The 15956-nt window shown below is 42.8% G+C and carries 8 protein-coding genes; 3 read left to right on the top strand and 5 right to left on the bottom strand.

Features of this window, described 5'->3' with window-relative positions; all coding sequences use genetic code 11:
- The first annotated feature begins 34 nt into the window (after window positions 1–34).
- The gene (gene hemL, locus B0X70_RS04800) at window positions 35–1318 is read left to right on the top strand and encodes a glutamate-1-semialdehyde 2,1-aminomutase (protein WP_217471007.1); all 1284 of its coding nucleotides are present in this window, start codon (window positions 35–37) and stop codon (window positions 1316–1318) included.
- A gap of 75 nt (window positions 1319–1393) precedes the next feature.
- Here the strand turns inward: hemL and B0X70_RS04795 are convergent, their stop codons facing one another.
- A complete protein-coding gene (locus tag B0X70_RS04795) occupies window positions 1394–1792 on the bottom strand; it encodes a type II toxin-antitoxin system VapC family toxin (RefSeq protein ID WP_217471006.1) in 399 nt (132 codons plus the stop codon).
- Window positions 1789–2049 (bottom strand): antitoxin, encoded by a 261-nt coding sequence (locus B0X70_RS04790; protein WP_112896116.1) that lies wholly within the window; start codon window positions 2047–2049, stop codon window positions 1789–1791. The genes B0X70_RS04795 and B0X70_RS04790 overlap by 4 nt, the downstream gene beginning before the upstream one ends.
- Before the next feature lie 46 nt (window positions 2050–2095).
- Between B0X70_RS04790 and B0X70_RS04785 the strand changes: the two genes are divergently transcribed.
- Window positions 2096–2320, top strand: coding sequence for a type II toxin-antitoxin system RelE/ParE family toxin (locus B0X70_RS04785; protein ID WP_217471005.1), 225 nt, complete (start codon window positions 2096–2098; stop codon window positions 2318–2320).
- Window positions 2310–2594, top strand: a complete 285-nt coding sequence (locus tag B0X70_RS04780; protein WP_214040179.1) for a type II toxin-antitoxin system RelB family anti-toxin — start codon at window positions 2310–2312, stop codon at window positions 2592–2594. Before B0X70_RS04785 ends, B0X70_RS04780 begins: the two co-directional genes overlap by 11 nt.
- A 265-nt stretch (window positions 2595–2859) precedes the next feature.
- Here B0X70_RS04780 and B0X70_RS04775 read toward each other — a convergent pair whose 3' ends face one another.
- Genes B0X70_RS04775 through B0X70_RS04765 form a run of 3 tightly spaced genes read right to left on the bottom strand, consistent with a single transcriptional unit; the run spans window position 2860 to window position 15919 of the window.
- On the bottom strand, window positions 2860–7716 hold the full coding sequence (locus B0X70_RS04775; RefSeq protein ID WP_217471004.1) for a non-ribosomal peptide synthetase: 4857 nt from the start codon (window positions 7714–7716) through the stop codon (window positions 2860–2862).
- Window positions 7713–12422: a non-ribosomal peptide synthetase gene (locus B0X70_RS04770; protein ID WP_217471003.1), complete on the bottom strand. Its 4710-nt coding sequence runs from the start codon at window positions 12420–12422 to the stop codon at window positions 7713–7715. Before B0X70_RS04770 ends, B0X70_RS04775 begins: the two co-directional genes overlap by 4 nt.
- A complete protein-coding gene (locus tag B0X70_RS04765) occupies window positions 12419–15919 on the bottom strand; it encodes a non-ribosomal peptide synthetase (protein ID WP_217471002.1) in 3501 nt (1166 codons plus the stop codon). Before B0X70_RS04765 ends, B0X70_RS04770 begins: the two co-directional genes overlap by 4 nt.
- Window positions 15920–15956: the final 37 nt, after the last annotated feature.

The raw sequence follows: 15956 nt of genomic DNA, 5'->3' as shown, positions 1-15956 counted from the left end.
CAAATCCACTTAAAACTAGATTCAGGAGCCTTTCATGAGCCAATCCGACATCCTCTATTCTCAGGCAAAGCAACTTATTCCCGGCGGCGTCAACTCTCCGGTACGTGCATTTAATGGCGTTGGCGGTACTCCGCTGTTTATCAAACATGCTGATGGCGCTTATCTCTATGATGTTGATGGTAAAGCCTATATCGATTATGTCGGTTCCTGGGGGCCAATGGTGCTGGGACATAACCACAGCGCTATCCGCAATGCCGTTATCAAAGCCGCAGAGCAAGGATTAAGTTTTGGCGCCCCCACTGCCGCCGAAGTGGAAATGGCGCAATTGGTGACTGAACTGGTGCCATCGATGGATATGGTGCGCATGGTTAACTCAGGCACCGAGGCGACCATGAGTGCTATCCGTCTGGCTCGTGGTTATACCAACCGCGACAAGATCATTAAATTCGAAGGTTGCTATCACGGCCACGCTGATTGCTTGCTGGTGAAAGCCGGTTCTGGCGCGTTGACTATCGGCCAACCAAACTCGCCAGGGGTTCCGGTTGATTTCGTTAAACATACGCTAACCTGCACCTATAACGATTTGAGTTCAGTTCGAGAAGCATTTGAAAAATATCCGCAAGAGATCGCCTGTATTATTGTCGAACCTGTCGCCGGTAATATGAACTGCGTACCGCCACAACCAGAATTCCTACCCGGTCTACGCGCGTTGTGTGATGAGTTCGGCGCTTTGTTGATTATCGATGAAGTGATGACCGGTTTTCGCGTCGCCCTATCCGGCGCACAATCTTATTACGGCGTCGAACCCGATATAACTTGCCTTGGCAAAATCATTGGCGGCGGTATGCCCGTTGGCGCTTTCGGCGGGCGTTATGAAGTGATGGAGAAATTAGCGCCAATTGGCCCTGTTTATCAGGCAGGAACCCTATCCGGCAACCCGATTGCGATGGCTGCCGGCCTTGCTTGTCTGAAAGAAGTTTCTCAACCTGGCGTTCATCAACGCCTGACTGAACTAACAGATAATCTGGCGGCTGGCCTGACAAAAGCAGCAAAAGAGGCTGGCATTCCTTTGGTAATCAACCATGTTGGCGGGATGTTCGGTATTTTCTTTACTGATGCAGAAACCGTCACTTGCTATCAGGATGTGATGAATTGCGATATTGAGCGTTTTAAACATTTCTTCCACCTGATGCTTGATGAAGGGGTTTATTTAGCGCCTTCTGCATTTGAAGCAGGTTTTATGTCTATTGCTCACACTGATGAAGATATTCAGCGTACTGTTGATGCCGCCGCTCACTGCTTTGCCAAGCTGAAATAGTTTCTTTGTTTTCAAATAATAGCGCCGTATTTTTACGGCGCTCATAACATCAGGTAACTACTCGGTTTACTCAATTTAAACAGTCCAATCTTCGATATGCAATCCCGGTACATATTGAAAAGCACGATCATTTGTAACCAATATCATCTTCATATTTAGCGAGTGTGCTGCAATAAGTAAATCAAGTGGTGCTAATATCTTACCCTGTTTTTGCATCTCAGCCTTGATCATACCATAGTGTTCAGCAACAGAATCATCCCAAGGTAAAACATCAATACGCATGAGAAACTCTCTTACTGCTATACGGAGTCGCTTTGCTTCTGGGCGACGCGCCAACCCAAACAATAATTCACCTTCTGTAATAGCTGAAATACAAAGTGACGACATTGGCACAGACAGAACATGCTGCACGACTGAATAGTGCCCTCTGATAAAATGCCCTACTACATTTGTATCAAGCATATAATGCTTCATTCTTCCCATCCCTCGAACGGATCACGAGATTGCTCTTGCTGGTACCGTTCTCCTTCACTCAGAAAATCATCGGGGATAGCTGTTCCCTTCAATGCCGCAAAAAATCCATCCCAGTTGTGTGGCTTACGGGACAGTATTACATCTCCTGTCTCAGGATCCTTTCGGATAAAAACTTCATCAGAATCAAATCGATAAGCCGCTGGCAGACGTACCGCTTGACTCCTCCCATTCATAAACAATTTAGCTATATGCCCCATACAACCTCCTAATATTGATTGGTATATATCAAAGCATATTACAAGTATGGATACATATCAAGATATAGATCAAATATATATAGAGCCGCTAAGAGACGGGCTATTTCAACTGAGAGTAGGCAACAAAGACATCACCAGAACAATTTTTGCTTATGCCAAGGGAAGAAGAATTTATATACTTCGCACATTTATAAAGAAAACCCCGAAGACTCCACCGGCAGAAATCAAACTAGCATTACAAAGATTAGAGGAAATGACAGATGAAAGTTAAGGGTATTCCATTTTCAGAAGTGAAGGCGAAAGCCCTCTCATCCCCCAAAGCTCAAGCCGCTTATGAAGCAGCTAAACAGGAAGAAGAACTCTACGAACTAATCCAAAGCATGAAACAGAAAGCAGGTATTAATAGTTCACAGTTAGCCGAACGACTAGGAATTACCCCACCGGCAGTAGCTAAGGTTGAAAAAAACCCAATGAAAGCAAGTATTGCAACACTTGAGCGCTATGCAGCAGCTTGTGGAGTAAATCTCAAAATTACTATCGCATAATACGTTAATCTCAATACCTGATATCTTAATCAAACTTCATAGTAAAGATATCGGGTAATCTGACCAAAGTTACAAACGTTATCTAGGGATTGCTCAGGCACAACAGATAAAAAGTACCTATGTCAGCTTTATTAATATTATTTTCTATGTAAGAAACCATCAGCAACTTAACTCCTATATATTCCGCTACCTGAACGTGTGTGATGATAATCTTATATGTATTAGCCTCATCCCTGAGGCCAATCTCTTTATGTTTCAGAAAAATTCAGTCATAAAACTGGCTGATACTCTCTTTTTCTTGACCGGATACGATGACGTTTAGCAGTCGTTCATAATATGTAGCCATCCTATCAATGACTGCTTCTGTATACAGTTCCGGATTGTAATGGAGTTCACAACTGATATTTTGCGGCATGTATAAGAAATTCATCCCAAGTGATTCAAAGGGAATTATTTCGGTATCTATCACTTCCACATCAAGATTTGGCAATGATAATTTTTCATCTTTAGACACGTCGATAAAATCATAGAAATTTTGTGCATCCAAATAGTTAAACAGAACGTTAAATATACCCTCCCTCGCCTTTTCTCCCACCACGTCAATCACGACAGACATGTGGATATTAGAATTCTCTATGGCGCGATGAATAGACTGGCTAACCTGCTTAATAATTCCTTGTAGGCTCATTTCCTTATTGATATTGGATTTTACTATCAAGTCACCCAAGAATAATCCTATTGTTTGATGGCTTTCTATGCGAGTTCGGTCAGCTTTTGGCGAGGTGACAATATGTTGTGATTCACCGGAGTGCATAAAAAGAGAAGTGTGGAACAAAGCCATAAATAACATATAAGGTGTGATTTTATGAATTTCACAATATTGCAAAACAGCTTTATCCAGCGAATCAGGTATTTTGATATGACGGGCATGAGACCGATATTTTGAAGCCAGATGTTTTCTGAAAGAAACTGGAAAATCGCGTTCTGGATCAACATCAGCAAATTGTTGTTGCCAGAATTTAATTTGTTTTTTAGCCTCCTCAGTCGCATGGATTTCTTGCAACTCATAAACATAACCAGAATATTGCATGGCAACGGGTGGCAATGTGTTTTCTTGCCCCTGTGAATAAGCGGTATATAACTGTTTAAACTCATTCATAATGATATTGATAGACCATCCATCGGAGATAATATGGTGTACATCAATCAATAATACCGTGATTGTTTCCGAAACAGACAGTAGGAATGCCTTGATTAACGGGCCATTATAAACATCAAAAGGTGTTCTTAATTTCTCTTCCCAGAGCTTGTTAATTCCAATAATAATTTGTTCTCTCTCGATTCCTCTTGGTAACGCTTCAATAACTTGAAGATTGATTTTCATATTGTTATCAGGCTGCATGAAAATCTGCTCATTTTCTTGATAAAACTTAAAACGTAAACTTTCATGTCGTTCCAAGATGGTATTTAAACTTTTTTCCAACGCACTGTGATTCAGTTCTCCCTCCATCAGCAAAGTAACGGGTACGTGGAAACTGTCCTCCAACAACGCTTCTTGAACAAAATACCAATACATTTTCTGACAATAAGAAATAGGCATTTTTCCATCAAATATATTGTGATCAGATATATTGTGAGTTGTCTTTGGTGCGGATATTTCATGCTTATGACTGTGACGAATCACACTGGCAATCTGAGCAATAGTTGGATTCGCAAACAACTCATGCATACTGAAATGATTGGTTAACGTATTTCTTATAGCAGCGGTTATTTTAACTGCTAAGAGTGAATGACCACCGAGTGAGAAGAAATTATCATAAATACCAATTTGATTGATTTTTAGATGTTCTTGCCATAACTGACAGAGTTTTTCCTCGATTTCATCTCTCGGCGCGATATAAGCCTGACGACGTAAGTCATTTTCATCTGGAATAGGCAACGCTTTTTTATCCACTTTATTGTTTAAATTCAGTGGAATACGTTCCAATGGGATATAGAGACTGGGCACCATATAGTCAGGCAGTTGTTTTTTCAAGGCGGATTCCAGTAGCTCTGCAAGTTCTCCTCTAATAGCAGGAAGTCGCAGATAATCAGCTAAATGCGTTTGGCTGTAATCTGCATTAAAAGCGGCCGCTTTCTCCGCCAGCCAATTCGTACTCGGGCAAACATAAGCAATGAGTTTCCTCTCCTCGCTGTCATGACCATCAGCGATCACCACAGCATTACTTAAAATCTCCTGCCCCGCCAACACCGACTCGATTTCCCCCAATTCAATGCGATGGCTGCGAATTTTAACCTGCGAATCCCGGCGGCCAATGAATTCCAACTCACCTTCCGGCGTCCAGCGTACTAAATCACCCGTACAGTAAAGTCGGTCTGCCGAGTTGGTACTGAAAGGATCTCGGGTAAACTGTTTTTCCGTGATATCCGGCGCATTCCGGTAACCACGCGCCAGTTGAATGCCGCCGATATGCAGTTCCCCGACAGCCCCGAGAGGCAGCAGATTACCGTCGGAATTCAGGATTCGCATCACAGTATTCGGCAACGGTTTTCCAATCGTCACTCGCTTATTTGCTGTTAATAAGGCGGAAGTCACAATCGAAGTACACTCTGTTGGGCCATAAACGTTAAACAGCTTTCTGCCCTGCGACCACTGCGCGGCAATATGCGGTGCCACAGCTTCCCCTGCCAGCAACAAGGTTGAAACTGTGCGCCATTTGTTGAAATCCAAATGAGGCAACAGCGCAGGTGGCAGTACGGCATGGGTAATGTGGTGTTTTTCAACTATCTCATCCAACCATTCAGGCGAGCGGCGATGTGTTTCTGAAATCAAATACAGTGTGGCGCCATAGGCCAGGGTCATCGCCATTTCCAACACTGCGGCGTCGAAGCTCCAGGAAGCAAACTGCAACCCGCGAATATCAGCATCCGCACCGAATAGCGCGGCTTGTGCTTGTGCCAGATTCACCCAACCCTTGTGCTCCAGCATCGCCCCCTTTGGCCGGCCGGTAGAGCCAGAGGTATAAATAACATAGGCCAGATGATTTTCTGTCAGGGGCACTGAACGATGAACGATATTGTCGGTAGGCAGGTTTTGCACATATGACTGTACCGTTTCGACATCCAGACAGATAACGCGCTGCTGACTGATAGGCAATTTATCAACCAGTGGTGTTTCGGTCAGGATAAATTCAGCCCCACTGTGCTCCAGCATGTATTGCAGGCGGGCTTGCGGATAACTGGCATCCAAAGGCACATAAGCGCCACCCGCTTTGAGAATGCCCAGCAGTGCAATCACCGTTTGCAACGACCGGGGAAGGCAAATTGCAACCAGAATATCTGGCTGGATACCCTGCTCAATCAGGTAATGCGCCAATTGATTGGCCTGAGCATTAACCGCCTGATAACTTAAGCTTTCCTCACCAAAAACCAGCGCGGTTTTTTCAGGATTCAGCGCCGCCTGTTCTTCAAACAACTCATGGAAGCAGCGCCCTTGTGGGTAATGGTTCTGTGGCCCATTTAATTCATGCAGTAAGGTATGCTTTTCAGCTTCTGACAATAATGGGAGTTCATGAATGGAAGGCTCTTTATTGACTGAATCATCAGTCATTACCTCAACAATGCCAGAAAGCAAGGTTGCGTAATTGGCGATAAATCTTTCAATGGTACTGCTATAAAACAGACTGGTATTTGAAATCCATACTATAGATAATTCGCCTGTCTGCTCTTCTTCAAAAACATGAATTTCCAAATCAAACCGAGTCGTTCTAAATAAATTATCTCCGAGTTCAATAATATCATCCTGTCCCAGTATTGCTTCACGTCGGTTATTCTGTACTGCAAACATGATTTGGAAGATGGGATTATGGTTTAGGTTTCGTTCCGGGCTGAGCTTTTCCACCAACATCTCAAATGGCAAATCTTGATGTTCGTAAGCATCCAGGATGGTACGGCTGTTTTGCTTTAATAATTCACTGAACGTCGGCTGACCGGATAAATCTGTTCTGATAACCAATGAATTAACAAAAAAACCGATCAGAGGTTCAATATCAGGATGTTGTCTGCCGGCAATAACGGTTCCAACCAGAATATCTTTCTCATTACTATAGCGGCTCAGCAATACGGCAAAAGCCGTTTCCAAGAACATAAATAGTGTAACTTTATGCTTGGCACATAATGCTCTGATTGCTTGGGTAAGATGTGCTGAAATGCGCTGTAGATGAAGCCGCCCCTCGATATTTTGTTTTTCCGGGCGTGGATTATCCAGCGGTACACGGTGGACGGATGAAATTCCGGCTAGCTGATTCTGCCAGTATGTCAGTTGTTTTTTCAGCACATCATCTTGCAGCCAACCCTGTTGCCACTGGGCATAATCGGCATATTGAATTCTCAGCGGCGGTAGCGGATTTACTTTACCCTGACTATAAGCTTTATATAACGTGAAAAATTCATGGAGAAATATTGCCATCGACCAGCCATCGAAGGCGATATGATGTATCGTATAAATAATAAGATAATCATCTGCTGCCAATTTTATTAACCGGATGCGCAACATCAGGTCCGCGCTAAGGTTAAAAATCAGATTCTCTTCTTCCTTACTAAGTTGTTTTACCTGATCGTTTTTCTCAGTTTCAGACAACGCAGATAAATCATGATGTGTAATCGGTAAATCATAATCAGCGGCAATAAATTGCCGCGGTTCGTTATTGATGATTTTAAAATAGGTACGCAGGACTTCATGGCGTTCAAGTAATGCCTTAACGGCTGATTCAAACGCCTTTATGTTAATGAATTCCCGCAGCCTGAAATCCCCCATACAGTTATATTGGGGACTTCCTCCATCCAGTTGATCAATAAACCATAGTCGTTGTTGAGCAAATGAAAGCGGATAATGTTCCGCTTTGCCATCACGCTGAATATCTTGCAAAAAGTGATGAGTTTGCTCTTCTGAATCGAGCTGGTTCAGAAAATCAATCAACTCCTGTTTATGTTGTTTCCATTCACTGAGCAAGGCTGGTGGAATACTGCCGCAGCTAGTCTCGTATTGTAAACGGTTATCAGTAACGAACAGAGTAATTCCCTGCTCTAAAGACTCATTAATAATTCGCGCGGCATTTCTCATATCTCACCCTTCAATAGTTCTTGCGCTGTCTCTTTCCCAGCCTGGAAATGTTTTCTTTTTTCTTTGATAAGATGAATAGTGACAATCTGTGATAGCTGCTCAAGTGTCGGGTGTTCAAAAACACTTCTCAACGGAACTTCTATTTCTAATTCGTTACGTATTGAACTAATAAGGCGGGTTGCCTGTAGTGAATGTCCACCCAATGTGAAGAAATTGTCATAGATGCCAACTTGACTGACATTCAATAACCGCTTCCACAACTGACCGATCTTAATTTCCATTTCATTTCTTGGCGCCACATAATTCTGTCGGCGTAAATCGTCTTCATTTGGGATCGGTAATGCTTTTTTATCCACTTTATTATTTAACGTGAGTGGCATTCGTTCCAAAGGAATATAGAGACCTGGAACCATATATTCTGGCAATTGTTGTTTCAGTGCGGATTCGAGTAATTCTGAAAGTTCCCCACTAATGGCCGAAATTTGCGGATAATTAGCTAAATGGGTTTGATTATAGTCAGTGCGTGCTTGTACCGGTGGTAACTCTCCACGACTAAAAATCACATCCAGCAAATCAGGTTGCTGTTGTGACCACGTGACGCCGCATTGATAACCACATTGTTCAGCGTATTGCAGTAAGGATTCGAATTCCCGAACCTGTTGTAATGCCTGTGGGGAGAAACTGCCAGCATTTTCTGGTGGCGTGATCATCTGATTGGCTGACCAGTGACGCAGCCCTTCTGCCAAAGTTAGGTCATCTTTAATTCTGGCGTTGGGGATACCTGAAACACCTAATATATCCTCTGCGCCCATCTGCAATAAATTACGCAGACTTTCAAAAGAATCGAAATTATGCCAATTTAACAGTAATTCATGACAAGATTTGGTGTTTTCATCGCTTTTATGCAATATGACATCGTAACGATAACGCAACATTTCATTGTCGCCGATGCCACGTTTAACCAGAATATCAACCCGGCCAATTTCAGGATAACGCTCCGGTAATTGGGCAAAATAAGTTGGACTAAGTAAAAACTCGGGTTCTTGTTGTAAACGCCGCTGAATACGGTTCGCCAGCGTCCCTACCTGAATACGCTGCCCGTTAAGATGACTTTGCTCTATCGCTGTAGCATGGGCGGTTAATAGATCTAAGTTGCGGATATCTCCCAGCAAAATTTTCCCACCCGCTTCAACCGCCGGAATTAACTGTTCAAGTACTTTTTCCAGATATTGAACATTGGGAAAATATTGGACAACAGAGTTAATCACGACAGTATCAAATTCATCAGCACTCAATGTTCCTAAATTGAGTGCATCTCCTCTTCTGAGCTGCACATGTGACCAGCCACGTTGTTGCAGAATATGTTGATGCCGATTTAAAACCTCAGCCGAAATATCGGTCGCCACCACTGATTCGCACCATTCAGCATAGCGATACAGCAATAATCCGGTACCACAACCGATTTCCAGTAAGCGATGAGGATGCAAGGCTTTAATCCTGTGCATGATTCCTGCTAACCACTCCTCCATTTGCTCAAGGACAATCGGTTGTTCAGTATAGCTGTTCATCCAGCCACCGAAATCACTGTCTGATGCGACTGCATCACCGTTCTGAATGCTCTCTTTTCGAGTACTATCCGTTGTGGGTTGACGGTACTGCTCATCAAAAATTTCTGTCCAGTTCTCAACGCTGCTTGCGTTAAACTCAACCGCTTTTTCACCTAACCACTCTGTACTTGGGCAAACATACGCAATGAGTTTTTTATCTTCATCTTGACCATAAGCGATCACAACAGCACTACTTAAAGCATCATGCCCGGACAAAACTGTCTCGATTTCACCCAACTCTATACGGTGACTACGGATCTTAACCTGAGAGTCAACACGGCCGATAAATTCTAACTGACCATCCGGCGTCCAGCGCACTAAATCGCCGGTTCGATAAAGCCTGTTTTCCCTGCCATCCGTTACATGTGAACTGAATGGATCTCGGATAAACTGCCTTGCTGTGATTTCCGGCGAGTTTCGGTAACCACGTGCTAACTGAACGCCGCCAATATACAGTTCCCCGATAACGCCCATCGGAGCCAAATTACCTTCCTGATCAAGAATACGCATCACAACGTTAGGCAAAGGCTTTCCAATCGTAATCTTCTCGTCAGTGAGTAACGCTGTGGTGACAATGGATGTACATTCTGTCGGGCCATAGACGTTAAACAGTTTTCTATTCTGTGACCAACGAACAGCAATCTGCGGTGGTACCGCTTCACCCGCCAAAAGCAAAGTTGAGACAGAACGCCATTTGTTAAAATTCAGATGTGGAAGCAGCGCGGGTGGTAACACAGCATGAGTTATCTGATGTTTTTCAACCACTTCATCCAGCAATTCAGGGGAACGCCGTTGGGTTTCAGAAATCAAATAGAGTATTGCGCCATAGGCCAATGTCATAGACATCTCTAAGATCATGGCGTCAAAACTCCAGGAGGCAAACTGCAACACCCGGCAATGTGAGTCAATGCCAAATAAATCTGCTTGCGAGAATGCCAGATTAACCCACCCTTTATGTTCCAGCATCACCCCTTTCGGTTTACCGGTAGAGCCGGAAGTATAAATCACATAAGCCAGATGATTTTCCGTGAGCGGAAGTGGACGCTCAGTAATATTATCCGTAGGCATATGTTGTAGCTGAGACTGGACTATCTCTGTGTCCAGACAAATCACTTTCTGCTGGCTAATTGGCAGTTTTTCAACCAGATGAGTTTCGGTCAGGATGAATTCGACTTCACTGTGATCCAACATATATTGGAGGCGGGCTTTCGGATAACTGGGATCTAACGGTACATAAGCGCCACCCGCTTTAAGAATACCCAATAATGCCACAACCGCTTGTAATGACCTTGGTATGCAAAGTGCGACCAACGTGTCCGGTATGATCCCTTGTTCAAGCAGATAGTGCGCCAATTGGTTAGCTTGCTCATTTAATGACTGATAGCTCAGGGTGTCATCGCCCAAAATCAGCGCATTTTTTTCAGGGTATTGTGATACCCGCTCTTCGAAGAGTTGATGGAAACATTTCCCGGTCGGATAAGGAATTTGTGGCCCGCTCCATTCATGCAGTAAGGTATTCCGTTCAGCATCTGCCAATAATGGAAGGTCATGAACGGACGGCTCGCTGATACCAGCATGATGCTTCATCACATCAACAATATTAGTCAGCAAAATTTCGTAATTGGCGATTAATCTGTTAATGGTCGCATTTCTGAACAGGCTGGTGTCAGAGATCCATCCAATGGATAACTCACCTTCGTCTTCTTCATAAATATGGACTTCCAAATCGAATCGGGTGGTCAGAAGGGAACGTTCTTTAGATGTAACAATGCTATCCTGCTCCAGCGTTGTATCTCGTTGATTATTCTGTACTGCAAACATGATCTGGAAAATAGGATTATAATTTAAATTCCGTTCTGGACTGATTTTCTCCACCAGCATCTCAAAAGGCAGGTCTTGATGCGCATAAGCATCCAGGATCGTACGACTATTTTGTTTTAATAGTTCACTGAATGTAGGCTGACCGGATAAATCCGTTCTTATCACCAATGAATTGACGAAAAATCCAATCAAAGCCTCAGTGTCACGGTGTCTTCGGCCTGCAAGCGGCATGCCAACCAGAATATCCTTTTCACTACTGTAACGACTCAACAACACAGCAAAAGCCGTTTCCAGAAACATAAATAACGTCACTTCATGTTTGGCGCACAGTGCTCGAATTTCTTGGGTCAAAGCTTTTGAAATACGTTGTGGATGAACATTCCCTTCAAAATTTTGTTTTTCTGGTCGTGGATTATCCAGTGGAAAACGGTGAAGCGGCGAAATACCTGATAATTGGTTTTGCCAGTAATCCAGTTGTTTTTGCAGAATATCCCCTTGCAGCCAATCCCGTTGCCATTGGGAATAATCAGTATATTGAACTAGTAATGGCGGAAGAGGATTACCCTCGCCTTGGCAATAAGCGCGATATAATGTCAGCAGCTCGCTGATAAAGATTGCCAACGACCAGCCATCACAGGCGATATGATGAATCGTATAGAGAATGAAATAATCATCATCTGTTAATTTTAGCAACCGAATACGCAGCATCAGGTCAGTGCTGAGATTAACAGCTTGTTTCCACTCTTGCTCGCCAAGTTGTTTAAGCTGTTGTTCTTGCTCAAATTCTGAAAGTGTGGACAGATCATGTATTGTAATAGGCAAATCATAAGCAGTAGCGATAACCTGCCGTGGCTCATTATCAATAATTTTGAAATAAGTACGCAAAGATTCATGGCGTTCAAGCAATGTTGCTACAGCCGCCTCAAAGGCTTTGAGATTGAGCGACTCTCTCAATCTGAAATCACCTGTACAGTTATACTGAGGGCTGCCTTCGGTAAGTTGATCGATTAACCACAAACGCTGTTGAGCAAATGAAAGTGGGTAATGTTCCGCACGCTCATAACGAGGAATACCTTGCAATCGGTGAGCATCCGTATCCTCTTCTGAATCGATTTGCTTCAGGAAATCAATCAATTCTTGTTTATATTGCTTCCATTCACTGAGAAGTTCCGAAGGAATGCTGTCTCGGCTGGTTTTATATTTCAGTTTGTTATCAATAACAAACAGAGTGATCCCTTGATTTAAAGCCTCATTGATAATCTGTGCTGCATTTTTCATATATTGCCTTCCAATAGTTCCTGTGTTGTCTCTTGCCCAGCCTGGAGATGCTTTCTTTTTTCTTTAACCTGATAAATCGTGGCGATTCGTGCTAATTGCTCAAGTGTTGGATGCTCAAAGACACTGCTCAACGGTATTTCAATGTTTAGATCATTGCGTATTAAGCTGATAAGGCGGGTTGCTTGAAGAGAGTGACCACCTAGCACGAAAAAGTTGTCATAAATGCCGACTTGACTAACGCCCAACACTTCTTGCCATAACTGACTGATTTTTCCTTCCACTTCATTTCTTGGCGCGACATAACCTTGTTGTCGGAAATCATTTTCATTTGGAATAGGCAACGCTTTTTTGTCCACTTTGTTATTTAACGTGAGTGGCATTCGCTCTAGCGGAATATAAAGGCTTGGAACCATATATTCTGGTAATTGTTTTTTCAGTGCTGATTCAAGTTGCTCTGAAAGTTCAGCTTTAATATCGGAGGATTGAGAAGGGTTGTCGGTATTAAATTTCAGCCCTTTTTTATCCAGCCAGTCTTTGGTTGGACAAACATAAGCAATCAATCTTTTATCGTTCCCATAAGTAATAACCGCAGCACCGCTTACGGCATCATGTCCGACCAATGCTGTTTCGATTTCTCCTAATTCAATCCTAAATCCTCTAATCTTGACTTGAGAGTCAATCCGGTCAATAAATTCCACACGACCATCAGGCCACCAACGGGCTAAATCTCCTGTTCGGTATAAACGTTGAGATTTATCCTTCAAATCAGTAATAAATTTCGTTGCGTTTGTTTCAGGAGCATTCAAATACCCACGTGCCAGTTGGATGCCGCCAATATATAATTCCCCCGCAACACCAATAGGCACCAAATTACCTGATGGATCAAGAATACGGATAACGGTATTGGGCAATGGTTTCCCAATCGTAATTTTGTCATCAGTTAATAAGCCCGCAGTCACAATGGCAGTACACTCTGTCGGGCCATAGACGTTAAACAGTTTTCTACCCTGTGACCAACGAACAGCAATTTGTGGTGGTACCGCTTCCCCCGCTAAAAGCAAGGTTGAAACGGAACGCCATTTGTTAAAGTCCAGATAAGGCAGCAAAGCCGGCGGTAATACAGCATGGGTAATCTGGTGTTTATCAACTAACTCATCCAAATATTCAGGGCTATGCTGTTGGGTTTCTGAAATTAAATAAAGCGCTGCTCCATACGCCAGTGTCATAGATATTTCTAAGATCATGGCATCAAAACTCCAGGAAGCGAACTGCAATCCCCGGCTATATGAATCAACACCAAATAAACCCGCCTGTGAAAGTGCCAGATTTACCCACCCCTTATGTTCCAACATAACCCCTTTTGGTTTACCCGTAGAGCCAGAGGTATAAATGACGTAAGCCAGATTATTTTCCGTTATTGGGAATGGGCGTTCAGCGATATTGTCCGTAGGCATGTGCTGCAATTGTGATTGCATTGTCTCCGTATCCAAACAGACGACTTTCTGCTGGCTGATTGGGAGTTTTTCTATCAGATTTGTTTCGGTCAGAATGAACTCAGCTTCGCTGTGTTCCAACATATATTGAAGACGGAGTTTCGGATAACTGGGATCTAACGGCAAATAAGCTCCCCCTGCTTTAATAATCCCCAGTAGCGCGACTACAGCGCGTATTGAACGAGGAATACAGAGCGCGACCAATGTTTCTGGTTTGATCTTTTGTTCTATCAAATAGTGAGCGAGTTGGTTAGCTTGTTTATTTAGCTCCCGATAACTTAATGAATTGCCGTCAAAAACAACGGCTGTTTTTTCGGGATGTCGGGCAGCTTGTTCCTCAAACAGTTCATGAAAACAGCCGCTATGCTGGCTATGATCCTGTAGGCCATTCCATTCATGTAATAAAGTGTGTATTTCAGCCTCTGCTAACAGTGGAATATTATGGACAGAGGGTTCCCTGTGTATTAGATCGAAACCAATACATGGCTTCATTACATTAATAATATTAGCAAGCAAGGTTTCATAATTGGCGAGTAATCTTTCAATAGTTATATTTCTGAATAAGCTGCTGTCATAAACCCATAACAGGGATAATCCTCCTTCCTCTTCTTCATAAACATGAATTTCCAAATCAAATCGGACTTTCAGAAGCAGACGCTCTTCAAGTTCAATATTATTATCCCGCGCCAGTGTCGTATCACGCTGAGTATTTTCCAGAGTAAACGCGATTTGGAATATAGGGTTATAATTTAAGTTTCGTCCCGGACTTATTTTTTCTACCAGCATTTGAAATGGCAAATCTTGATGAGCATAAGCATCCAGGATAGTACGACTGTTCTGTTTTAATAACTCACTGAAAGTAGGCTGGCCGGATAAATCGGTTCTGATCACCAGAGAATTAACAAAAAAGCCAATCAGAGGCTCAATATCATGGTGCCTTCTCCCGGCAAGTGGTGTCCCGACCAGAATATCTTTTTCATTACTGTAGCGACTCAACAATACGGCAAAGGCTGTCTCCAGAAACATGAATAATGTGACTTCATGTTGGTGACATAATGCCCTTATTTCTTGTGTCAAATCCTTTGAAATACGTTGCTCACTAAGATGCCCCTCGAAACTCTGTTTCTCTGGTCGTGGGTTATCCAGTGGAAGACGGTGAAGCGGAGAAATACCTGATAACTGAGTTTGCCAATAATCCAGTTGTTTTTTCAGAATATCACCTTGCAGCCAATTTCGTTGCCATTGAGCATAATCGGTATATTGGATTTTAAGTGGCGGTAATGGGGATATTTCTCCTTTATGATACGCGCGATATAAGGTGATAAGCTCATTAATAAAAATTTCTATTGACCAACTATCACAGGCAATATGGTGAATGGTATAGATAATCACATAATCATTTTCAGCCAGCTTTATCAGACGAATACGCAACATCAAATCAGTACTGAGATTAAAAACCAAGTTATCTTCTTCTTTGCTGAATCTTTTGACTTGAGATTCTTGCTCAGTTCCAGAGAATGCGGTCAGATCATGTAGTGTAATGGGTAAATCATAGGAATGTGCTACGACTTGCCGTGGTTCATTATCAATAATTTTAATATGGGTACGTAACGCCTCATGACGCTCAAGCAACGTTTTTACCGCAGCCTTAAAAGCGTTGAAATTAAGTTGTTCCCGTAATCTCAAATATCCGGGACAATTATATTGGGGGCTACCTTCGGTAAGTTGGTCGATAAACCACAAGCGTTGTTGAGCAAATGAGAGTGGATAATGTTCTGCATTGCCATCACGTTGGATATTCTGTAATTGATATGTTTGAATTTCTTCTTCTGCATCGATCTGACTCAGGAAATCGATCAACTCTTGTTTATAATTTTTCCATTCACTGAACAATTCCACTGGAATACTATCACGGCTGGTTTCGTATTGTAATCGATTATCAGCAACAAACAGAGTAATTCCTTGATTTAAAGCCTCATTCACAATTTGCACTGCATTTTTCATATATCTCCTTGAAAATATAATATCAAATTATTTATAT

Origin of the sequence: Photorhabdus akhurstii (assembly GCF_019090985.1) — a bacterium.
Classification (GTDB): domain Bacteria; phylum Pseudomonadota; class Gammaproteobacteria; order Enterobacterales; family Enterobacteriaceae; genus Photorhabdus; species Photorhabdus akhurstii.
Note: the sequence above shows the minus strand (reverse complement) of the source record. Positions and strands in the feature narration are given on the sequence as shown.